Below are 19,743 nucleotides of genomic sequence, written 5' to 3' on the forward strand. Positions count from 1 at the left end.
GGCGCGCATTATAGGCAGTCGTTGCGCTCTCGGCTACGGTATTGCTATGCGCTTGAGCGCTTGCAATGAATACCGGACAATACCTGATCTTTATGGATAGCCTGCGCTTTGCCGCTGTCGACAAAGAAGCCCCGTGATTTCGTTGGCGTGCCCTCTGTCTGCTGGCATGCCTACCTTATTTTCAAGGCGCCGTTGGCGTCGTTCGGCCGACGCGGATTCTCGCGTCCGCCGCCCAGCTTTGGAAGTGACGCCCGCATGACTACCCATATTCAACGCTCGGCCCTGCTGCCTTATCCTGCTCAGGCCCTGTATGACCTGGTCAACGACGTGTCCCGCTACCCCGAGTTTCTGCCTTGGTGTTCGTCCACCACCATCCTCGAAGAAACCGACACCCTGATGCGCGCCAACCTGGACATTGCCAAGGGTGGGCTGAGTCAGCATTTCGTGACCCGCAATACCTTGGTGCCCGGTAGCTCCATTGAAATGAACCTGGAAGAAGGTCCGTTCAACCAGTTGCACGGAGTGTGGGTGTTCAAGCCGCTGGGCGAGAAGGCCTGCAAGATCAGCCTGGATCTGTCCTTCGACTACGCCGGCCCGATCATTCGCGCCACCTTGGGGCCGCTGTTCAATCAGGCCGCCAACACCTTGGTGGATGCCTTCTGCCAGCGCGCCAAGCAATTGCATGGCTGAGCAGTCCATCCATATCGAAGTGGCCTATGCCGCGGTCGACGAGCAGGCATTGCTCGGGTTGCGAGTGCCTGAGGGCACAACCGTCGCGCAGGCGATCGAGATGTCAGGCATTGCCCAGCGCTTCCCAGGTGTGAATTTCAGTCAGTGCCCGGTAGGCATCTTCGCCAGGCTGCTGGATTCTCCAGATGAGCATGTGCTGCAATCCGGTGACCGCATCGAACTCTACCGCCCGTTGCTCGCGGACCCGAAAGAGGTGCGACGATTGCGCGCGGCCAAGGCGGCGCAAGTGCGCAAAGCGCGTTGAGATAACTTTCCTTCGCCCATGAAAAAGCCCGGCATGACCGGGCTTTTTTCGTACCGCCTGCTTACTGCGGCGAAACGTCCAGCGGCTGGGGTGCCGGGACGGGGACGGTCTTCACGCCGTCCACGTCGCGCTGGATGTCGTCGAGCATCGAGCCAGGCTTGGGTGGCTCTTCGGCCTTCTGCGGCTCGCCCTGCTGGGGCGTAGCGGTGGTGTCGGTGTCGCTGCCCAGAATTGCCTGGTCCCTGCTGACGCCCGGCATGAAATCGCCAGAGAGGCCGACCAATTGGTCGTTGCCGTTGAACATGACACTCATGCGTTCCTGCTGGCGTTCGCCGCCGCCTGGCTGCAGGCTGTACAGGTAATCCCAGCGATTGGCGTGAAACGTGTCGACCAACAGGGGGTTGCCCATGATAAACCTTACTTGCCGACGGGTCATTCCGGGCCGTAACTGGTCTATCATGTCCTGTGTGACGACATTGCCCTGCTGGATGTCGATTTTGTAAACCCCGGGGAATGAACAACCGGCGAGTGCGAGCAGTCCCACGAAGGTGAGGCTGGTTAGCAAGTGCTTGGTGTTTTGCATCGGTGGGCGACTTCCACTATCTTGGCTGGGACAACGTAAACCCCGATCATACCCGTATTAAGAGATGCTGCGAAGCCGCATCGTTGAGAAAGCTGACCATGGTTGATAATAGCGAACTGCGTAAAGCCGGCCTCAAGGTGACCCTTCCACGGGTCAAGATTCTGCAAATGCTGGAGTCGGCACAGCAACGCCACATGAGCGCCGAGGAAGTCTACAAGGCGCTGATGGAAGCGGGCGAAGATGTGGGTCTGGCCACGGTTTACCGTGTTCTGACCCAATTCGAAGCGGCGGGTCTGGTAGCACGTCACAACTTCGATGGCGGCCATGCCGTGTTCGAATTGGCAGACGGCGAGCACCACGACCATATGGTCGATGTCGACTCGGGTGATGTGATCGAGTTTACCGACCACGAGATCGAGCGCCGCCAGAAGGAAATCGTCAGCGAGCATGGTTACGAGCTGGTGGATCACAACCTGGTGCTGTACGTGCGCAAGCCAAAGTAACTTCAGGAGTGATGCAAAAAGGCGACCCTGGGGTCGCTTTTTTTGTTGGGGGTGAATCAGTCAGGGCCTCTTCGCGGGCAGAGCCCGCTCCCACAGGTCAGCGCCACACCTCCTGTAGGAGGGGGCAGTGCCCCCGAAGAGGCCCCCCCAGCCACCATCACCCCTTGGCCGTCACCACCATCTTCTTCGCATGTGCCAGCGATTCCTTGGTCAGGTCAATCCCGCCCAGCATCCGCGCCACCTCTTCCACGCGCTCACCTTTGCCCAGGTTCGACACGGCCGTGCGCGTCTCGTCACTGCCGCGCACCTTGTGCACGAACAAATGATGGTGCCCCTGCGCCGCCACCTGCGGCAGGTGGGTCACAGTGAGCACTTGCCCACGCTCACCAAGGCGTCGCAGCAACTGCCCAACGATCTCGGCTGTCGGCCCGCCGATGCCCACGTCCACTTCGTCGAACACCAGCGTCGGAACCCGCGAGGTCTGCGCCGTGATCACCTGGATTGCCAGGCTGATCCGCGACAGCTCGCCACCCGAGGCCACCTTGGCCAAGGGTTTCATCGGCTGGCCAGGGTTGGCGCTGACCAACAGCTCGACCTGCTCCAGGCCATTGGGGTGCAAGTCCTCGTGGGCATTGGCGCGCAGTTCGATGGTGAAGCGCCCACCGGGCATGCCCAGGCGTTGGATTTCCACCTCCACTGCGGCCGCCAGTTGCGCGGCGGCATGGGTGCGCAGTCCGGTCAGCTCACCGGCTTTTTCCTGGTAGTGGCGTGCATAGGCCGCCAGCTCTTCACCCAGTTGCTCGATTGATTCGTCGCTGGCGTTCAACCCTTCCAGCTCTTCGAGCAAGCGGTGTTGCAGCGCGACCACTTCGGTCGGGTGAACGCGGTGTTTGCGCGCCAGGGTATAGATGGTGTCGAGGCGCTCCTCGATATGCTGCAAGCGCGCCGGATCGGCTTCGAAGTGGTCGAGGAAGCGATTGAGTTCGCCCACGGCTTCTTCGACCTGGATCTGCGCCGTTGCCAGCATCGAGGCCGCTTCGCCCAGCGCGTTCGGAGCATTGCTGACGCCGCCCAGGCGGTTCAAGCTAGCAGTCAGCGCGCTGAGCACGTTGCCCGAATCGTTTTCGCTGCAATGGTCGATGACCTGGCGGCAGATACCGAACAAGGCTTCGGCGTTGGTCAGGTTCTTGTGTTCCTGTTCCAGCTGCTCCAGCTCGTTCTCGCCCAGCCCGAGGTTCTCCAGCTCTTCCAGCTGGTAGCTGAGCAACTGGTGACGTGCGCGCTGTTCGTCACCCGAGTCCGACAGGCGTTCGAGTTCCTGGCGGGTCTGACGCCATTTCTGCGCAGCCAGGTGCACCTGCCGGGCCAGATCGCTGGCACCGGCGTATTCATCCAGCAGGCGGCGATGGGTATCGGTCTTGAGCAGCGACTGGTGCTCGTGCTGGCTATGAATATCGATCAGCAGCTCACCCAGCGACTTGAGGTCGCCGAGCGGGCAGGGGGTGCCGTTGATATAGCCGCGCGAACCGCCCTTGGCCGTGATCACCCGGCGCAGGATGCAGGGGCCGTCGGTTTCCAGGTCGCGCTCGGCAAGCCACGTGCTGGCCTCGGGGATATCGACCAGATCGAAAGTGGCAAGGATGTCGGCCTTGTCTGCTCCGGGCCGGACCACGCCACTGTCGGCGCGGTCGCCCAGGGCCAAGCCCAGCGCGTCGAGCATGATCGATTTGCCGGCGCCGGTTTCGCCCGTGATCACGCTCATCCCGCGCTCGAGTTCGAGGTCGAGATGTTCGACGATGGCATAGTTGTGTACGGACAGGTGCACCAGCATAAGACCGCCCCCAGGCATGAATGTCTGGTTATTTATACAGTGTTTTATACAGGGCTGACAATATTGGTCCTTAGCTCGTTTTCGCCTGATGCCTGGGTTTTTTATCGCTTCATTCGAAAGCCCACACTCAGCCGCTGGTCGTCAGCCCTTGAAGCGCGAATTTGCGACCCCATATACCGGTCAGAAGCGCGAGTCGACCTCGCGGACGTTATCGAGAGGAGAGAACCAATGGCTGATGAACAGAATCTGGACGATCAGAATCTAGACGCTAATCAGGCTGCCAGCGCTGGCGCCGAAGACCTCACCGCGCGCGTGCAGTTGCTCGAAGAGCAGCTCGCCACCGCTCAGGACCAGTCGCTGCGTGTAGCGGCCGACCTGCAGAATGTTCGCCGCCGCGCCGATCAGGACGTGGAAAAGGCGCACAAGTTCGCCCTCGAGAAGTTCGCCGGCGACCTGCTGCCCGTGCTCGACAGCCTCGAGCGCGGTATCGAGCTGTCCAGCGCCGACGACGAAAGCATTCGTCCGATGCGCGAAGGCATGGAGCTGACCCTGAAGATGTTTCAGGACACCCTCAAGCGCTACAACCTGGAAGCCATCGACCCGCACGGCCAGCCATTCAACGCCGAGCATCACCAGGCCATGGCGATGCAGGAAAGCGCGGATGTCGAGCCCAACAGTGTCTTGAAGGTTTTCCAGAAGGGCTATCAGCTCAATGGACGCCTGCTGCGCCCGGCCATGGTCGTGGTCAGCAAGGCCGCCGCACCGGTTTCGCCTTCGATCGACGAGCAGGCTTGAAATCGGCCAAGTGGCCCCCATCTTAGTGTCAAGCGTTTAAGTGCTACCGCAGACAGCCACCACTGCTGCGGCAACCAAATCCAAAATTTTCGGGCCTTAGTGCCAGGAGAAGAAACATGGGCAAGATTATCGGTATCGACCTGGGGACCACCAACTCCTGCGTCTCCATTCTGGAAAACGGCAAGGCCAAGGTCATCGAGAACGCCGAAGGCGCTCGGACCACACCTTCGATCATCGCTTATGCCAACGACGGCGAAATTCTCGTCGGTCAATCGGCCAAGCGTCAGGCCGTCACCAACCCGCATAACACGCTGTATGCAGTGAAGCGCCTGATCGGCCGTCGTTTCGCCGAAGACGTCGTGCAGAAAGACATCCAGATGGTCCCGTACAAGATTGTCGAAGCCGACAACAAGGACGCCTGGGTCGAAGTCAACGGCCAGAAAATGGCACCGCCGCAGATCTCGGCTGAAATCTTGAAAAAGATGAAGAAGACCGCCGAAGACTACCTCGGCGAAGCGGTCACCGAAGCGGTCATTACCGTACCGGCCTACTTCAACGACAGCCAGCGTCAGGCCACCAAGGACGCCGGTCGTATCGCCGGTCTGGACGTCAAGCGCATCATCAACGAGCCGACTGCCGCTGCACTGGCATACGGCATGGACAAGGCCAAGGGCGACCACACCGTCATCGTTTATGACCTGGGTGGCGGTACATTCGACGTGTCCGTGATCGAAATCGCCGAAGTAGACGGCGAGCACCAGTTCGAAGTGTTGGCCACCAACGGCGACACCTTCTTGGGCGGCGAAGACTTCGACATCCGCTTGATTGACTACCTCGTAGACGAATTCAAGAAAGAAAGCGGCATGAACCTCAAGGGTGATCCGCTGGCCATGCAGCGCCTGAAAGAAGCCGCTGAGAAAGCCAAGATCGAGCTGTCCTCGAGCCAGTCGACCGACGTCAATCTGCCGTACATCACTGCAGACGCGACCGGTCCGAAGCACTTGAACGTTAAGATCTCCCGCGCCAAGCTGGAATCTTTGGTCGAAGACCTGGTTCAGCGCACCATCGAGCCTTGCCGCATCGCCATGAAAGACGCCGGTATCGACGTTGGCGCGATCAACGACGTGATCCTGGTCGGTGGTCAGACCCGCATGCCGCTGGTTCAGAAGCTGGTCACCGACTTCTTCGGCAAAGAAGCCCGCAAGGACGTCAACCCTGACGAAGCCGTTGCCATGGGTGCTGCCATCCAGGGCGCCGTACTGGCCGGCGACGTGAAAGACGTGCTGCTGCTCGACGTCAGCCCGCTGACCCTGGGTATCGAAACCATGGGTGGCGTGATGACCGCGCTGATCGAGAAGAACACCACGATTCCTACCAAGAAATCGCAGGTATTCTCGACGGCCGATGACAACCAGGGCGCCGTGACCATTCACGTCCTGCAGGGCGAGCGCAAGCAAGCCGCGCAGAACAAGTCGCTGGGCAAGTTCGACCTGGCCGAGATCCCGCCAGCGCCACGCGGCGTGCCGCAGATCGAAGTGACCTTCGACATCGACGCCAACGGCATCCTGCATGTCGGCGCGAAGGACAAGGCCACCGGCAAGACCCAGTCGATCGTGATCAAGGCCAACTCCGGTCTGTCCGAGGACGAGATTCAGCAGATGGTGCGTGACGCTGAAGTCAACGCCGAGGAAGACCGCAAGTTCGAAGAGCTGGCTGCTGCCCGCAACCAGGGTGATGCACTGGTGCACTCGACGCGCAAGATGGTTGCCGACGCCGGTGACAAGGTCACTGCCGACGAGAAGACTGCCATCGAAGCGGCCGTCGTGGCGCTGGAAGCTGCGGTCAAGGGCGACGACAAGGCTGCCATCGATGCCAAGGTCGAAGAGCTGTCCAAGGTCTCCGCTCCAGTGGCGCAGAAGATGTACGCCGACCAGGCCGAGAAGCCTGAAGGTGCTGCTGCCCAGCCAGCGGAAGAAGCCAGCAAGCACGACGACGTTGTCGATGCCGAGTTCGAAGAAGTCAAAGACAACAAGTAAACACTTGTTGGTCGGCCGGTTGACTGTGCTTGCACGGTGACTGGTAGGATGTCGCCGCGCGGGGGCTTGCTCCCGCGTTGGCGTGTCTGGAATACACGAATTTTAACAACATGCGACAGCGATCGGATGTTGGCGGCGCGGTCAGCGGCGCCCCTGCGTGCTGGCTCCCAAAAGAGTAAAAAGACTTATGGCAAAGCGTGACTATTACGAGGTTCTGGGGGTGGAGCGCGGCTCCAGCGAAGCAGATCTGAAGAAGGCCTATCGCCGCCTCGCGATGAAGCATCACCCGGATCGCAACCCCGACAGCAAGGAATCGGAAGAAGCATTCAAAGAGGCCAACGAGGCCTATGAAGTGCTGTCTGATGCGAGCAAGCGCGCGGCGTACGACCAATATGGTCATGCCGGCGTCGACCCGAGCATGGGGGGTGGTGGCCAGGGTTTCGGCGGCCAGAATTTCTCCGATATCTTCGGCGATGTGTTCAGCGATTTCTTCGGTGGCGGTCGCGGCGGCAATGGCCGCGGTGGCGCCCAGCGTGGCAGCGACCTGCGCTACACCCTCGAACTGAACCTGGAAGAAGCCGTGCGCGGCACCACGGTCAGCATCCGTGTGCCGACGCTGGTCAACTGCAAGCCCTGCGACGGCAGTGGCGCGAAGAAAGGCTCGGCGCCTATCACCTGCCCGACCTGTGGCGGTATCGGCCAGGTGCGTATGCAGCAGGGCTTCTTCTCGGTGCAGCAGACCTGCCCGCGCTGCCATGGCCAGGGCAAGATCATCTCTGACCCGTGCGATTCATGCCATGGCGAAGGCCGTGTCGAAGAATACAAGACCCTCTCGGTCAAGGTGCCTTCGGGCGTTGACACCGGTGATCGCATTCGCCTGTCGGGTGAAGGCGAGGCGGGCATGCAGGGTGGCCCGACCGGCGACCTCTACGTGGTGATCAACGTGCGCGAGCACGCGATCTTCCAGCGCGACGGCAAGCACCTGTACTGCGAAGTGCCGATCAGCTTCACCGACGCGGCATTGGGCGGCGAGCTGGAAGTGCCGACCCTCGACGGTCGGGTCAAGCTGAAGATCCCGGAAGGCACCCAGACCGGCAAGCAGTTCCGCCTGCGCGGCAAGGGCGTTGCGCCTGTGCGCGGCGGCGGTGCCGGCGACCTGATGTGCCGGGTGGCGGTGGAAACGCCGGTCAACCTCGATCGTCGTCAGCGTGAGTTGCTGGAAGAGTTCCGCACTTCGCTTGAGGGCAACGAATCCCATTCGCCGAAGGCCAATGGTTGGTTCGAGGGTGTGAAGCGTTTCTTCGGCGACCTGTAAGGCATAAGGATTCGAGCATGCGACGTATAGCTGTGATGGGCGCCGCCGGGCGCATGGGCAAGACCTTGATCGAAGCGGTCCAGCTGGCGCCCGGCGCCGGTTTGACGGCGGCGGTCGATCGGCCGGACAGCACACTGGTCGGCGCCGATGCCGGCGAGCTGGCTGCGCTGGGGCGGATCGGCGTACCGCTGTCGGGCGACGTGGCCAAGGTGGCGGAGGAGTTCGATGTGTTGATCGACTTCACCCACCCAACGGTAACGCTGAAGAACCTGGCGTTCTGCCGCAAGGCGGGCAAGGCCATGGTCATCGGCACCACCGGTTTCAGTGCCGAAGAAAAGGCGTTGCTGGCCGAGGCGGGCAAGGATATCCCCATCGTCTTCGCCGCCAACTTCAGTGTCGGCGTCAATCTGTGCCTGAAGTTGCTCGACACCGCTGCGCGCGTGTTGGGCGACGACGTCGATATCGAGATCATGGAAGCCCATCACCGGCACAAGGTCGATGCGCCCTCGGGCACGGCCGTGCGCATGGGCGAAGTGATTGCCAGCGCGTTGGGTCGCGATCTGAAAAAGGTGGCGGTGTACGGCCGTGAAGGTCAGACCGGCGCGCGCGAGCGCCAGACCATTGGTTTCGCCACCGTGCGCGCGGGTGACGTGGTGGGTGACCACACCGTACTGTTCGCCGCTGACGGCGAGCGCGTCGAGATCACTCACAAGGCGTCCAGCCGCATGACGTTCGCCAAGGGAGCGGTACGCGCTGCCCTCTGGCTCGACGGCCGCGCCCCAGGCTTCTACGACATGCAGGACGTGCTGGACCTGCATTGACCCAGCTGCGCCCGGCTCGCTCCTCCCGTAGGAGCGGTCATCGGCCGCGAACCAGACGCCGCAGCCTTGCTGACACACCGCGGTGCCTATTCGCGGCCAATGACCGCTCCTAGAGGGGAAAGCGCGCCAAAGTCGCATTCCCTCAAGTCCGCACCGCATTCGCGGTAGACCAAAACCCCTCTTTTCTGTAAGCTACAGCTTTAGTGTGTCCACTAAAAGCGCGCAGATAATTCGATGAAAAGAAGCGGGGTGACGTATCCATACGGCATTCCGCTTTTTTACAACCTGCGATCGCCCTTTCAGGCTTTATTTACGGGAGGTCTTCTTGACTAAGCCAGCCATACTCGCCCTTGCCGATGGCAGCATCTTTCGCGGCGAAGCCATTGGAGCCGACGGGCAAACCGTTGGAGAGGTGGTGTTCAACACCGCCATGACCGGCTATCAGGAAATCCTTACCGATCCTTCCTATGCCCAGCAAATCGTCACCCTGACCTATCCCCACATCGGCAACACCGGCACCACCCCGGAAGATGCCGAGTCCGATCGCGTCTGGGCCGCAGGCCTGGTGATCCGCGACCTGCCATTGGTGGCCAGCAACTGGCGTAACACCATGGCCCTGGACGACTACCTGAAAGCCAACAACGTGGTTGCCATCGCCGGCATCGACACCCGCCGCCTGACCCGCATCCTGCGAGAGAAAGGCGCGCAGAACGGCTGCATCATGGCCGGTGACGACATCAGCGAAGAGGCCGCCATCGCCGCCGCGCGCGCCTTCCCCGGCCTCAAGGGCATGGACCTGGCCAAGGAAGTCAGCACCAAGGACACCTACCAGTGGCGCTCCAGTGTCTGGGAGCTGAAATCCGACAGCCACCCCGATGTGCCCAACAGCGAGCTGCCTTACCATGTGGTCGCCTACGACTACGGCGTCAAGGTCAACATCCTGCGCATGCTGGTCGAGCGCGGCTGCCACCTCACCGTGGTGCCTGCGCAAACCCCGGCCGCCGACGTGCTGGCGCTCAACCCCGATGGCGTGTTCCTGTCCAACGGCCCTGGCGATCCAGAGCCCTGCGACTACGCTATCCAGGCGATCAAGGAAGTGCTGCAGACCGAGATTCCGGTCTTCGGCATCTGCCTGGGCCACCAGTTGCTGGCTTTGGCCGCCGGCGCCAAGACCGTCAAGATGGGTCATGGTCACCACGGTGCCAACCACCCGGTGCAGGATATCGATAGCGGCGTGGTGATGATCACCAGCCAGAACCACGGCTTCGCGGTGGATGAAGCGACGTTGCCGAGCAATGTCCGCGCGATCCACAAATCGCTGTTCGACGGCACCCTGCAGGGTATCGAGCTGACCGACAAGGCCGCGTTCAGCTTCCAGGGTCACCCTGAAGCCAGCCCCGGTCCGAACGACGTCTCGCCGCTGTTCGACCGCTTCATCGAATCGATGGCCAAGCGCCGCTGATCACTGTCGGACCCGTGTGTAACGCGCGCCCCGGCTGGCCCCGTCGAAGACGGACAGGCCGCCAGGGCGCCGCCCAATAAAGTTCAGGCGGGCAGCCGGCTGAACTGCGCAATTGAGTGAGAACCATGCCAAAACGTACAGACTTGAAAAGCATCCTGATTCTTGGCGCCGGCCCGATCGTCATCGGCCAGGCCTGCGAATTCGACTACTCCGGCGCCCAGGCCTGCAAGGCCCTGCGCGAAGAGGGTTACCGCGTCATTCTGGTCAACTCCAACCCGGCCACCATCATGACCGACCCGGACATGGCCGATGCTACCTACATCGAACCGATCAAGTGGCAGACCGTGGCCAAGATCATCGAGAAAGAGCGTCCGGACGCCGTGTTGCCGACCATGGGTGGCCAGACTGCCCTGAACTGCGCCCTGGACCTGGAGCGCGAAGGCGTTCTGGCCAAGTTCGGCGTGGAAATGATCGGTGCCAATGCCGACACCATCGACAAGGCCGAAGACCGTTCGCGCTTCGACAAGGCCATGAAGTCCATCGGCCTGGCCTGCCCGCGCTCGGGTATCGCCCACAGCATGGAAGAAGCCAATGCCGTGCTGGAGAAGCTCGGCTTCCCGTGCATCATTCGTCCATCGTTCACCATGGGCGGTACCGGCGGCGGCATCGCCTACAACCGTGAAGAGTTCGAAGAGATCTGCGCCCGTGGCCTGGACCTGTCGCCGACCAAGGAACTGCTGATCGACGAATCGCTGATCGGTTGGAAAGAGTACGAGATGGAAGTGGTCCGCGACAAAAAGGACAACTGCATCATCGTCTGTTCCATCGAGAACTTCGACCCGATGGGCGTGCACACCGGTGACTCGATCACCGTCGCACCGGCGCAGACCCTGACCGACAAGGAATACCAGATCCTGCGCAACGCCTCGCTGGCAGTGCTGCGCGAGATCGGCGTGGAAACCGGCGGTTCCAACGTACAGTTCGGTATCTGCCCGGACACCGGCCGCATGGTCGTGATCGAGATGAACCCGCGCGTGTCGCGTTCCTCGGCACTGGCTTCCAAGGCCACCGGCTTCCCGATCGCCAAGGTCGCGGCCAAGCTGGCCGTCGGCTACACCCTCGACGAACTGCAGAACGACATCACCGGCGGCAAGACCCCGGCGTCGTTCGAGCCGTCCATCGACTACGTCGTCACCAAGCTGCCACGCTTTGCCTTCGAGAAATTCCCGAAAGCGGACGCGCGCCTGACCACCCAGATGAAATCCGTGGGTGAAGTCATGGCCATCGGCCGGACCTTCCAGGAATCCCTGCAGAAAGCCCTGCGCGGCCTGGAAGTGGGCGTCAGTGGTCTGGACCCTAAAGTCGACCTGAGCAGCCCCGAAGCCAACGGCATCCTCAAGCGCGAACTGACCGTGCCTGGCGCCGAGCGCATCTGGTACGTCGCCGATGCCATGCGCGCCGGCATGAGCGTGGACGACATTTTCGCCCTGACCATGATCGACCGCTGGTTCCTGGTGCAGATGGAAGACCTGATCAAGGAAGAAGAGAAGGTCAAGACCCTGGGTCTGGCCGATATCGACAAGGCCTTGATGTTCCGCCTCAAGCGCAAGGGTTTCTCCGACCAGCGCCTGGCCAAGCTGCTGGGCATCACCGACAAGAATCTGCGTCGTCACCGCCACAAGCTGGACGTGTTCCCGGTCTACAAGCGCGTCGACACCTGCGCCGCCGAGTTCGCCACCGACACCGCCTACCTGTACTCCACGTACGAGGAAGAGTGCGAGGCCAACCCGACCGACCGCGACAAGATCATGATCCTGGGCGGTGGCCCGAACCGTATCGGCCAAGGCATCGAGTTCGACTACTGCTGCGTTCACGCGGCCCTGGCCCTGCGCGCCGACGGGTACGAGACCATCATGGTCAACTGCAACCCGGAGACCGTGTCCACAGACTACGACACCTCCGATCGCCTGTACTTCGAGCCATTGACGCTCGAAGACGTGCTGGAAATCGTGCGCGTCGAGAAGCCCAAGGGCGTCATCGTCCAGTACGGCGGCCAGACCCCGCTGAAACTGGCCCGCGCCCTGGAAGAAGCCGGCGTGCCGATCATCGGCACCAGCCCTGATTCCATCGACCGCGCCGAAGACCGCGAGCGTTTCCAGCAGATGGTCCAGCGCCTGAACCTGCTGCAGCCGCCGAACGCGACCGTGCGCAGCGAAGAAGAAGCCATTCGCGCCGCTGGCGTGATCGGTTACCCACTGGTCGTGCGCCCGTCGTACGTGCTGGGCGGCCGCGCCATGGAGATCGTCTACGAACTCGACGAGCTCAAGCGCTACCTGCGTGAAGCCGTACAGGTGTCCAACGACAGCCCGGTACTGCTCGACCATTTCCTCAACTGCGCCATCGAGATGGACGTGGATGCAGTGTGCGACGGCACCGACGTGGTCATCGGCGCGATCATGCAGCACATCGAGCAGGCCGGTGTTCACTCCGGTGACTCGGCGTGCTCGCTGCCGCCGTACTCGCTGCCGGCCCACGTGCAGGACGAAGTGCGCGAGCAGGTCAAGAAGATGGCCCTGGAACTGGGTGTCATCGGCTTGATGAACGTGCAGCTGGCCCTGCAGGGCGACAAGATCTACGTGATCGAAGTCAACCCGCGTGCCTCGCGTACCGTACCGTTCGTGTCCAAGTGCATCGGCACCTCGCTGGCGATGATTGCCGCGCGCGTCATGGCCGGCAAGACCCTGAAGGAAATCGGCTTCACCAAGGAAATCATTCCCAACTTCTACAGCGTCAAGGAAGCGGTGTTCCCGTTCGCCAAGTTCCCTGGCGTCGACCCGATCCTTGGCCCGGAAATGAAGTCCACGGGTGAGGTGATGGGTGTCGGCGACACCTTCGGCGAAGCCTTCGCCAAGGCGCAGATGGGCGCCAGCGAAGTGCTGCCGACCGGCGGCACGGCCTTCATCAGCGTGCGTGACGACGACAAGCCGCTGGTGGCTGGCGTGGCCCGCGACCTGATCGCACTGGGCTTCGAAGTGGTCGCCACCGCAGGCACCGCACGCGTCATCGAAGCAGCCGGTTTGAAGGTACGTCGCGTCAACAAGGTGACCGAAGGTCGCCCGCACGTGGTCGACATGATCAAGAACGACGAAGTCACCTTGATCATCAACACCACCGAAGGCCGTCAGTCGATCGCCGATTCTTACTCGATCCGTCGCAACGCCTTGCAGCACAAGATCTACTGCACCACGACCATTGCCGCTGGCGAAGCGATCTGTGAAGCGCTCAAGTTCGGTCCTGAAAAGACCGTGCGCCGTTTGCAGGATCTCCACGCAGGACTCAACGCATGATCAAGTACCCAATGACCGTCCAGGGCCATCGTGCCCTGGAGGAAGAACACGAAAAACTCAGCAAGGTCGAGCGTCCGCGCCTGAGCCAGGCCATCGGTGAGGCGCGCGAGCTGGGCGACCTCAAGGAAAACGCCGAATACCATGCGGCCCGCGAAGAGCAGGGCATGGTCGAGGCGCGTATCCGTGACATCGAGGGGCGTTTGCAGAACGCCGTGGTAATCGACGTCACCACGATTCCGAAAACCGGCAAGGTGATTTTCGGCACGACCGTGGAAATCGCCAATGTCGAAACCGACGAGCGCGTGAAGTACAAGATCGTCGGTGAGGACGAAGCCGATATCAAGGGTGGCAAGCTGTCCCATGGCTCGCCCATCGCACGTGCTCTCATCGCCAAGGAAGAAGGCGACGTGGTCACGGTGAAAACCCCCGGCGGCGTGATCGAGTACGAGATCGTCGAAGTCGCCCACGTTTGATCGACTGCCGTGGCGGCGCGTGAGCGCCGCCATCTGGCAGCTGTGGTGCTACCAGCTGTTGGGCGTTAGCCTGGTGTTGGTAGGGCAGCCGGGCCCCTCGGCGGCGCGCAGGGCGCGACCTCGAGGGTCGGCCCGGGCATCAGCGAAAGCGATGCACGTTCGACAGTTGCTTGTTCACTTGCGGGTTCTTGCGGTAAACCAGGGCCATCTTGCCGATGACCTGGACCAGATCGGCACGGCCGACCTTGCACAATTCGGCAACGGCTTGCAGGCGCTGTTCGCGGTCGAGGATGTTGAGTTTGATCTTGATCAGCTCGTGATCGCTCAAGGCGCGTTCGAATTCTGCTAAAACACCTTCAGTCAAACCATTGTCGGCAACCATCAAAACCGGCTTCAGATGGTGACCAATCGATTTGTACTGTTTCTTCTGCTCTTGAGTGAGCGGCATAATCTGACCCTTCATCTGATCTTGTAAAAAGCGGCGGCCAGTTTACCCGAGCGCCCTCGGCTCCGCCCAGTTAATCACGACCCGTTATTCGAGGTGCCCCGTGGCCCGTTCCAAGACAAGCCTCAATTGGCTGAAAGAACACTTCAACGATCCCTACGTCAAGATGGCGCAGAAAGACGGGTATCGTTCGCGTGCAAGCTACAAGCTGCTGGAAATACAGGAGCGCGACCGCCTGATCCGCCCCGGCATGAGTGTCATCGACCTGGGCGCCGCGCCTGGCGGATGGTCCCAGGTGACCAGTCGTCTGATTGGTGGCCAGGGTCGACTCATCGCGTCCGATATCCTGGAAATGGACAGCATCCCCGATGTCACCTTCATTCAGGGCGACTTCACCGAGGATGCAGTGCTGGCGCAGATCCTCGAGGCCGTCGGTAATTCGCAGGTCGACCTTGTGATTTCCGATATGGCCCCCAATATGAGTGGACTGGCCGCAGTCGACATGCCGCGTGCAATGTTCCTCTGCGAGCTGGCGCTCGACCTGGCCAGCCGGGTCCTGCGTCCGGGCGGTGATTTCCTGATCAAGGTCTTCCAGGGTGAAGGCTTCGACGTGTATCACAAGACCGTTCGGCAGATGTTCGACAAGGTGCAGATGCGCAAGCCTTCCTCGTCCCGTGACCGCTCACGCGAGCAGTACTTGCTGGGCCGTGGTTTCAAGGGCGCGGAAAAGCCGGACCATGAGGTCTGAGGCTGTCGATAGCTTTTATTAAATGGCGCGGCATGCTGAGCATAAACGAAGATTACGCAGTCAAAGTTTCACAAAAGGTTACAGACGCCGCCTGCGGAGCCGTAGGCAATGTAGTAAGTTTGGCCGGTGAACATCATGCGAAGCACGCCTGCGCGGGTTGCGGGTAGCAGGCTTCAGAGGGTAGCGAATTGAACGATATGGCAAAGAATCTGATCCTGTGGTTGATCATCGCCGCCGTCCTGGTGACGGTCATGAACAACTTCTCCAGCCCCAATGAGCCGCAGACCCTCAACTATTCCGACTTCATCCAGCAGGTGAAGGACGGCAAGGTCGAGCGCGTTGCCGTGGATGGCTATGTCATCACCGGCAAGCGTACCGATGGCGATGCCTTCAAGACCATCCGGCCCGCCATTCAGGACAACGGCCTGATCGGCGACCTGGTGGACAACAAGGTCGTGGTCGAGGGCAAGCAGCCTGAACAGCAAAGCATCTGGACCCAGCTTCTGGTGGCCAGCTTCCCGATCCTGGTTATCATCGCGGTGTTCATGTTCTTCATGCGCCAGATGCAGGGCGGGGCGGGTGGCAAGGGCGGCCCGATGAGCTTCGGCAAGAGCAAGGCGCGCCTGCTCTCCGAAGACCAGGTCAAGACCACCCTGGCCGACGTGGCCGGTTGCGACGAAGCGAAGGAGGAAGTCGGCGAGCTGGTCGAGTTCCTGCGCGATCCAGGCAAGTTCCAGCGCCTGGGCGGTCGCATTCCCCGCGGTGTGCTGATGGTCGGCCCGCCCGGTACGGGTAAGACGCTGCTGGCCAAGGCCATTGCCGGCGAAGCCAAGGTACCGTTCTTCACCATTTCCGGTTCGGACTTCGTCGAGATGTTCGTCGGTGTCGGTGCGAGCCGTGTACGTGACATGTTCGAACAGGCGAAGAAGCACGCGCCTTGCATCATCTTCATCGACGAAATCGATGCCGTGGGTCGCCATCGTGGCGGCGGCATGGGCGGTGGTCACGACGAGCGCGAGCAGACGCTCAACCAGTTGCTGGTCGAAATGGACGGCTTCGAAATGAATGACGGCATCATCGTCATTGCCGCGACCAACCGTCCGGACGTGCTCGACGCTGCGCTGCTGCGCCCTGGCCGTTTCGACCGTCAGGTCGTGGTGGGCCTGCCGGACATCCGCGGTCGCGAGCAGATCCTCAAGGTTCACATGAAGAAAGCGCCCTTGGGCGACGACGTGAACCCTGCGGTCATCGCTCGCGGTACACCGGGTTTCTCCGGTGCCGATCTGGCCAACCTGGTCAACGAAGCGTCGCTGTTCGCTGCCCGCAATGGCAAGCGCCTTGTCGAGATGAAGGAATTCGAGCTCGCCAAGGACAAGATCATGATGGGCGCCGAGCGCAAAAACATGGTCATGTCCGAGAAAGAGAAGCAGAACACGGCTTACCATGAAGCGGGCCATGCCATCGTTGGTCGCGTCGTGCCCGAGCACGACCCGGTCTACAAGGTCTCGATCATCCCGCGCGGTCGCGCGCTGGGTGTGACCATGTTCCTGCCTGAGGAAGATCGCTACAGCCTCTCCAAGCGTGCCCTGATCAGTCAGATCTGCTCGCTGTACGGGGGGCGCATTGCCGAGGAAATGACGCTGGGCTTCGATGGCGTTACCACCGGTGCGTCCAACGACATCATGCGTGCCAGCCAGATCGCTCGGAACATGGTCACCAAGTGGGGCCTGTCCGAGAAGCTCGGGCCGCTGCTCTATGCGGAAGACGAAGACCAGGGTTACCTGGGTCGTGGCGGCGGCGGTGGTGCGGCAGCAGTGTCGGGCGAGACTGCCAAGGTCATTGACTCCGAAGTGCGCAGCATCATCGACCAGTGCTACGGCACGGCCAGGCAGATCCTCACGGACAACCGTGACAAGCTGGATGCAATGGCGGACGCACTGATGAAGTACGAGACGATCGATGCCGATCAGATCGATGACATCATGGCAGGCCGCACACCACGTGAGCCTCGCGATTGGTCCGGCGGTGGGTCAGGTTCGTCGGGCACTACCATCGCCCCGGATCCACGTCCTGAAACACCCATCGGTGGGCCAGCGGCCGAGGTCTGATACAGACGCCTCAACGCTCGATACCTAAGGTTTGACATGACCCCTTCGCAATACCCCACTCGGTTGCCTTGCGGCAACCGAGTTCTCGATCTGGCCCAGACGCATGTCATGGGCATTCTCAATATCACTCCCGACTCCTTTTCCGACGGTGGCCGCTTCAACCAGCGCGATCTGGCCTTGCGCCATGCGCAGGCGATGGTCGATGCCGGCGCAACCCTGATCGACATCGGTGGCGAATCGACACGCCCCGGCGCTCGAGCGGTGTCTGCGGTGGAAGAGCTTGAGCGTGTAGCCCCTCTGGTGGAGGCGATCAGCCGCGAGCTGGATGTGATCATTTCGGTGGACACCTCCACGCCGGCAGTCATGCGCGAAAGTGCACGGCTCGGCGCCGGTTTGATCAACGACGTGCGCGCGCTGCGCCGCGACGGCGCGCTGGACGCCGCTGCGGCCACCGGCCTTCCGGTGTGTCTGATGCACATGGTGGGCGAGCCCGGCACCATGCAGGACCATCCCCACTACGACGACCTGCTGGGCGAGGTGGCGGGCTTTCTGTCCGAACGCATGCATGCCTGTGCTTCGGTCGGCATCCCTGCAGAGCGTATACTGCTCGACCCAGGCTTCGGTTTCGCCAAGTCGCATGCGCACAACCTCAGCCTGTTCAAGCATATGCAGGCGCTGCATGCGCTTGGGCGGCCCTTGCTGGTAGGTGTTTCGCGCAAGAGCATGGTCGGGTTGGCCCTGAACAAGCCAGTGGCCGAACGCCTCAATGGCAGCTTGGCCCTGGCGGCCTTGGCGATGACCAAGGGTGCGAAGATCTTGCGCGTCCACGATGTGGCCGAAACGATTGATGTCGTTCGGATGATCGCCGCCGTTGAAGCGGCCGAATAAGAATTACGGAGTACTTATGAGCAGGAAATATTTTGGCACCGACGGCATTCGTGGTCGTGTCGGCGAGTACCCGATTACCCCTGATTTCATGCTCAAGCTGGGCTGGGCGGCCGGCATGGCGTTCCGCAAGATGGGTGCTTGCCGCGTGCTGGTCGGCAAGGACACGCGGATCTCTGGCTACATGTTCGAATCGGCGCTGGAGGCCGGCCTGTCCGCGGCCGGCGCCGACGTCCTGTTGCTCGGCCCGATGCCCACGCCCGCCATTGCCTACCTGACGCGTACGTTCCATGCCGAAGCCGGGATCGTCATCAGTGCATCGCACAATCCGCACGATGACAACGGCATCAAGTTCTTCTCCGGTCAGGGCACCAAGCTGCCCGACGAAGTCGAGTCGATGATCGAAGAGCTCATGGATGCGCCGATGACGGTGGCCGAGTCCAGCAAGCTGGGCAAAGTTTCGCGCATCAACGACGCTGCTGGCCGCTACATCGAGTTCTGCAAGAGCAGCGTGCCCACCACCACCGACTTCGCTGGCCTCAAGCTGGTGATCGATTGTGCCCATGGCGCCACCTACAAGGTCGCACCCAATGTCTTTCGCGAGCTGGGTGCGCAGGTCACCGTGCTTTCTGCCGCGCCCGATGGCCTGAACATCAACGACAACTGCGGCTCGACCCACATGGAAGCGTTGCAGGCTGCCGTGCTGATAGGCCATGCCGACCTGGGCATCGCCTTCGATGGGGACGGTGACCGCGTATTGATGGTCGACCATACGGGCGCCATCGTTGATGGCGACGACTTGCTGTTCATCATCGCCCGCGATCTCCACGAGCGCGGCAAGCTGCACGGCGGCGTGGTCGGTACCCTGATGAGCAACCTGGGCCTGGAACTGGCCTTCCAGGACCTGTCCATCCCGTTCGTTCGCGCCAGCGTCGGCGACCGCTACGTGATGGCCGAGCTCAAGGAGCGTGACTGGCAATTGGGTGGCGAGAATTCGGGCCACATCGTCTGCTGCCATCACACCACCACGGGCGATGCGATCATCGCTGCGCTGCAGGTGCTGCTGGCCCTCAAGCGCCGTGACGAAACCCTCGCACATGCCCGTCAGGGGCTGCGCAAGTGCCCTCAGGTATTGGTCAACGTGCGCTTTGCCGGCGGCGACGTCAATCCGGTCGAGCACCCCTCGGTCAAGGAAGCCTGCGCGCGGGTGACCGAGGCCATGGGTGGTCGCGGGCGCGTGCTGTTGCGCAAGTCCGGAACCGAGCCGCTGGTGCGGGTAATGGTCGAAGGCGACGACGAAAAAGTCGTGCGTGGCTACGCCGATGAGCTTGCCAGGCTGGTGAGTGAAGTTTGCGCCTGAATACGGCTTGCCAGTGAACGTTGCGTTGGGTAACATC

At 61.6% G+C, this 19,743-nt stretch carries 17 protein-coding genes; 14 read left to right on the forward strand and 3 right to left on the reverse strand.

Annotated features, from left to right (window positions below; translation table 11 throughout):
* Positions 1-255 precede the first annotated feature (255 nt).
* Both IFT75_RS19685 and IFT75_RS19690 read left to right on the forward strand, forming a co-directional pair.
* Positions 256-690, forward strand: coding sequence for a type II toxin-antitoxin system RatA family toxin (locus IFT75_RS19685; protein ID WP_122480203.1), 435 nt, complete (start codon positions 256-258; stop codon positions 688-690).
* A complete protein-coding gene (locus IFT75_RS19690; protein ID WP_185795391.1) occupies positions 683-994 on the forward strand; it encodes an RnfH family protein in 312 nt (103 codons plus the stop codon). Before IFT75_RS19685 ends, IFT75_RS19690 begins: the two co-directional genes overlap by 8 nt.
* 61 nt (positions 995-1,055) lie before the next feature.
* Here IFT75_RS19690 and IFT75_RS19695 read toward each other — a convergent pair whose 3' ends face one another.
* Positions 1,056-1,577, reverse strand: coding sequence for an outer membrane protein assembly factor BamE (locus tag IFT75_RS19695; protein WP_122480201.1), 522 nt, complete (start codon positions 1,575-1,577; stop codon positions 1,056-1,058).
* A gap of 98 nt (positions 1,578-1,675) precedes the next feature.
* Here IFT75_RS19695 and fur point away from each other — a divergent pair, with 98 nt between their 5' ends.
* On the forward strand, positions 1,676-2,080 hold the full coding sequence (fur, locus tag IFT75_RS19700) for a ferric iron uptake transcriptional regulator (protein ID WP_122480200.1): 405 nt from the start codon (positions 1,676-1,678) through the stop codon (positions 2,078-2,080).
* Positions 2,081-2,237: 157 nt separating this feature from the next.
* Here the strand turns inward: fur and recN are convergent, their stop codons facing one another.
* Complete coding sequence (recN, locus tag IFT75_RS19705) at positions 2,238-3,911, reverse strand: DNA repair protein RecN (RefSeq protein WP_122480199.1); 1,674 nt, start codon at positions 3,909-3,911, stop codon at positions 2,238-2,240.
* Between the two features lie 228 nt (positions 3,912-4,139).
* Between recN and grpE the strand changes: the two genes are divergently transcribed.
* The 7 genes from grpE to greA all read left to right on the forward strand — a co-directional run bounded on the left by grpE (position 4,140) and on the right by greA (position 14,160).
* Positions 4,140-4,706: a nucleotide exchange factor GrpE gene (grpE, locus tag IFT75_RS19710; RefSeq protein ID WP_122480198.1), complete on the forward strand. Its 567-nt coding sequence runs from the start codon at positions 4,140-4,142 to the stop codon at positions 4,704-4,706.
* A 116-nt stretch (positions 4,707-4,822) separates the two neighbouring features.
* Positions 4,823-6,742 (forward strand): molecular chaperone DnaK, encoded by a 1,920-nt coding sequence (dnaK, locus tag IFT75_RS19715; RefSeq protein ID WP_192056396.1) that lies wholly within the window; start codon positions 4,823-4,825, stop codon positions 6,740-6,742.
* Positions 6,743-6,929: 187 nt separating this feature from the next.
* Positions 6,930-8,057, forward strand: a complete 1,128-nt coding sequence (gene dnaJ / locus IFT75_RS19720; RefSeq protein ID WP_122480196.1) for a molecular chaperone DnaJ — start codon at positions 6,930-6,932, stop codon at positions 8,055-8,057.
* A gap of 17 nt (positions 8,058-8,074) precedes the next feature.
* Entirely contained in the window at positions 8,075-8,878 is an 804-nt protein-coding gene (gene dapB, locus IFT75_RS19725; RefSeq protein WP_122480195.1) for a 4-hydroxy-tetrahydrodipicolinate reductase, read from the forward strand.
* Between the two features lie 325 nt (positions 8,879-9,203).
* Positions 9,204-10,340, forward strand: coding sequence for a glutamine-hydrolyzing carbamoyl-phosphate synthase small subunit (gene carA / locus IFT75_RS19730; protein ID WP_122480194.1), 1,137 nt, complete (start codon positions 9,204-9,206; stop codon positions 10,338-10,340).
* Between the two features lie 125 nt (positions 10,341-10,465).
* Positions 10,466-13,687 (forward strand): carbamoyl-phosphate synthase large subunit, encoded by a 3,222-nt coding sequence (gene carB / locus IFT75_RS19735; RefSeq protein WP_122714823.1) that lies wholly within the window; start codon positions 10,466-10,468, stop codon positions 13,685-13,687.
* Positions 13,684-14,160, forward strand: a complete 477-nt coding sequence (gene greA, locus IFT75_RS19740) for a transcription elongation factor GreA (protein ID WP_122480192.1) — start codon at positions 13,684-13,686, stop codon at positions 14,158-14,160. Before carB ends, greA begins: the two co-directional genes overlap by 4 nt.
* A 139-nt stretch (positions 14,161-14,299) precedes the next feature.
* Here the strand turns inward: greA and IFT75_RS19745 are convergent, their stop codons facing one another.
* On the reverse strand, positions 14,300-14,608 hold the full coding sequence (locus tag IFT75_RS19745; protein WP_049858703.1) for a YhbY family RNA-binding protein: 309 nt from the start codon (positions 14,606-14,608) through the stop codon (positions 14,300-14,302).
* A gap of 100 nt (positions 14,609-14,708) precedes the next feature.
* Here IFT75_RS19745 and rlmE point away from each other — a divergent pair, with 100 nt between their 5' ends.
* From rlmE to glmM, 4 genes are all read left to right on the forward strand, one after another.
* Complete coding sequence (gene rlmE / locus IFT75_RS19750; RefSeq protein ID WP_185795389.1) at positions 14,709-15,353, forward strand: 23S rRNA (uridine(2552)-2'-O)-methyltransferase RlmE; 645 nt, start codon at positions 14,709-14,711, stop codon at positions 15,351-15,353.
* Positions 15,354-15,550: 197 nt separating this feature from the next.
* Positions 15,551-17,461, forward strand: coding sequence for an ATP-dependent zinc metalloprotease FtsH (gene ftsH / locus IFT75_RS19755; protein WP_185795388.1), 1,911 nt, complete (start codon positions 15,551-15,553; stop codon positions 17,459-17,461).
* 36 nt (positions 17,462-17,497) lie between these two features.
* Positions 17,498-18,349: a dihydropteroate synthase gene (gene folP, locus IFT75_RS19760; RefSeq protein ID WP_192056398.1), complete on the forward strand. Its 852-nt coding sequence runs from the start codon at positions 17,498-17,500 to the stop codon at positions 18,347-18,349.
* Positions 18,350-18,365: 16 nt separating this feature from the next.
* Complete coding sequence (gene glmM, locus IFT75_RS19765) at positions 18,366-19,706, forward strand: phosphoglucosamine mutase (protein ID WP_122480188.1); 1,341 nt, start codon at positions 18,366-18,368, stop codon at positions 19,704-19,706.
* Positions 19,707-19,743: the final 37 nt, after the last annotated feature.

The organism is Pseudomonas sp. CFBP 8758, assembly GCF_014841725.1.
Lineage (GTDB): Bacteria > Pseudomonadota > Gammaproteobacteria > Pseudomonadales > Pseudomonadaceae > Aquipseudomonas > Aquipseudomonas baltica.

Coding starts and splice junctions, on each gene's coding strand:
- IFT75_RS19685 (WP_122480203.1), top strand. CDS start 256: ATGACTACCCATATTCAACGCTCGGCCCTGCTGCCTTATCCTGCTCAG.
- IFT75_RS19690 (WP_185795391.1), top strand. CDS start 683: ATGGCTGAGCAGTCCATCCATATCGAAGTGGCCTATGCCGCGGTCGAC.
- IFT75_RS19695 (WP_122480201.1), bottom strand. CDS start 1,577: ATGCAAAACACCAAGCACTTGCTAACCAGCCTCACCTTCGTGGGACTG.
- fur (WP_122480200.1), top strand. CDS start 1,676: ATGGTTGATAATAGCGAACTGCGTAAAGCCGGCCTCAAGGTGACCCTT.
- recN (WP_122480199.1), bottom strand. CDS start 3,911: ATGCTGGTGCACCTGTCCGTACACAACTATGCCATCGTCGAACATCTC.
- grpE (WP_122480198.1), top strand. CDS start 4,140: ATGGCTGATGAACAGAATCTGGACGATCAGAATCTAGACGCTAATCAG.
- dnaK (WP_192056396.1), top strand. CDS start 4,823: ATGGGCAAGATTATCGGTATCGACCTGGGGACCACCAACTCCTGCGTC.
- dnaJ (WP_122480196.1), top strand. CDS start 6,930: ATGGCAAAGCGTGACTATTACGAGGTTCTGGGGGTGGAGCGCGGCTCC.
- dapB (WP_122480195.1), top strand. CDS start 8,075: ATGCGACGTATAGCTGTGATGGGCGCCGCCGGGCGCATGGGCAAGACC.
- carB (WP_122714823.1), top strand. CDS start 10,466: ATGCCAAAACGTACAGACTTGAAAAGCATCCTGATTCTTGGCGCCGGC.
- greA (WP_122480192.1), top strand. CDS start 13,684: ATGATCAAGTACCCAATGACCGTCCAGGGCCATCGTGCCCTGGAGGAA.
- IFT75_RS19745 (WP_049858703.1), bottom strand. CDS start 14,608: ATGCCGCTCACTCAAGAGCAGAAGAAACAGTACAAATCGATTGGTCAC.
- ftsH (WP_185795388.1), top strand. CDS start 15,551: ATGGCAAAGAATCTGATCCTGTGGTTGATCATCGCCGCCGTCCTGGTG.
- folP (WP_192056398.1), top strand. CDS start 17,498: ATGACCCCTTCGCAATACCCCACTCGGTTGCCTTGCGGCAACCGAGTT.
- glmM (WP_122480188.1), top strand. CDS start 18,366: ATGAGCAGGAAATATTTTGGCACCGACGGCATTCGTGGTCGTGTCGGC.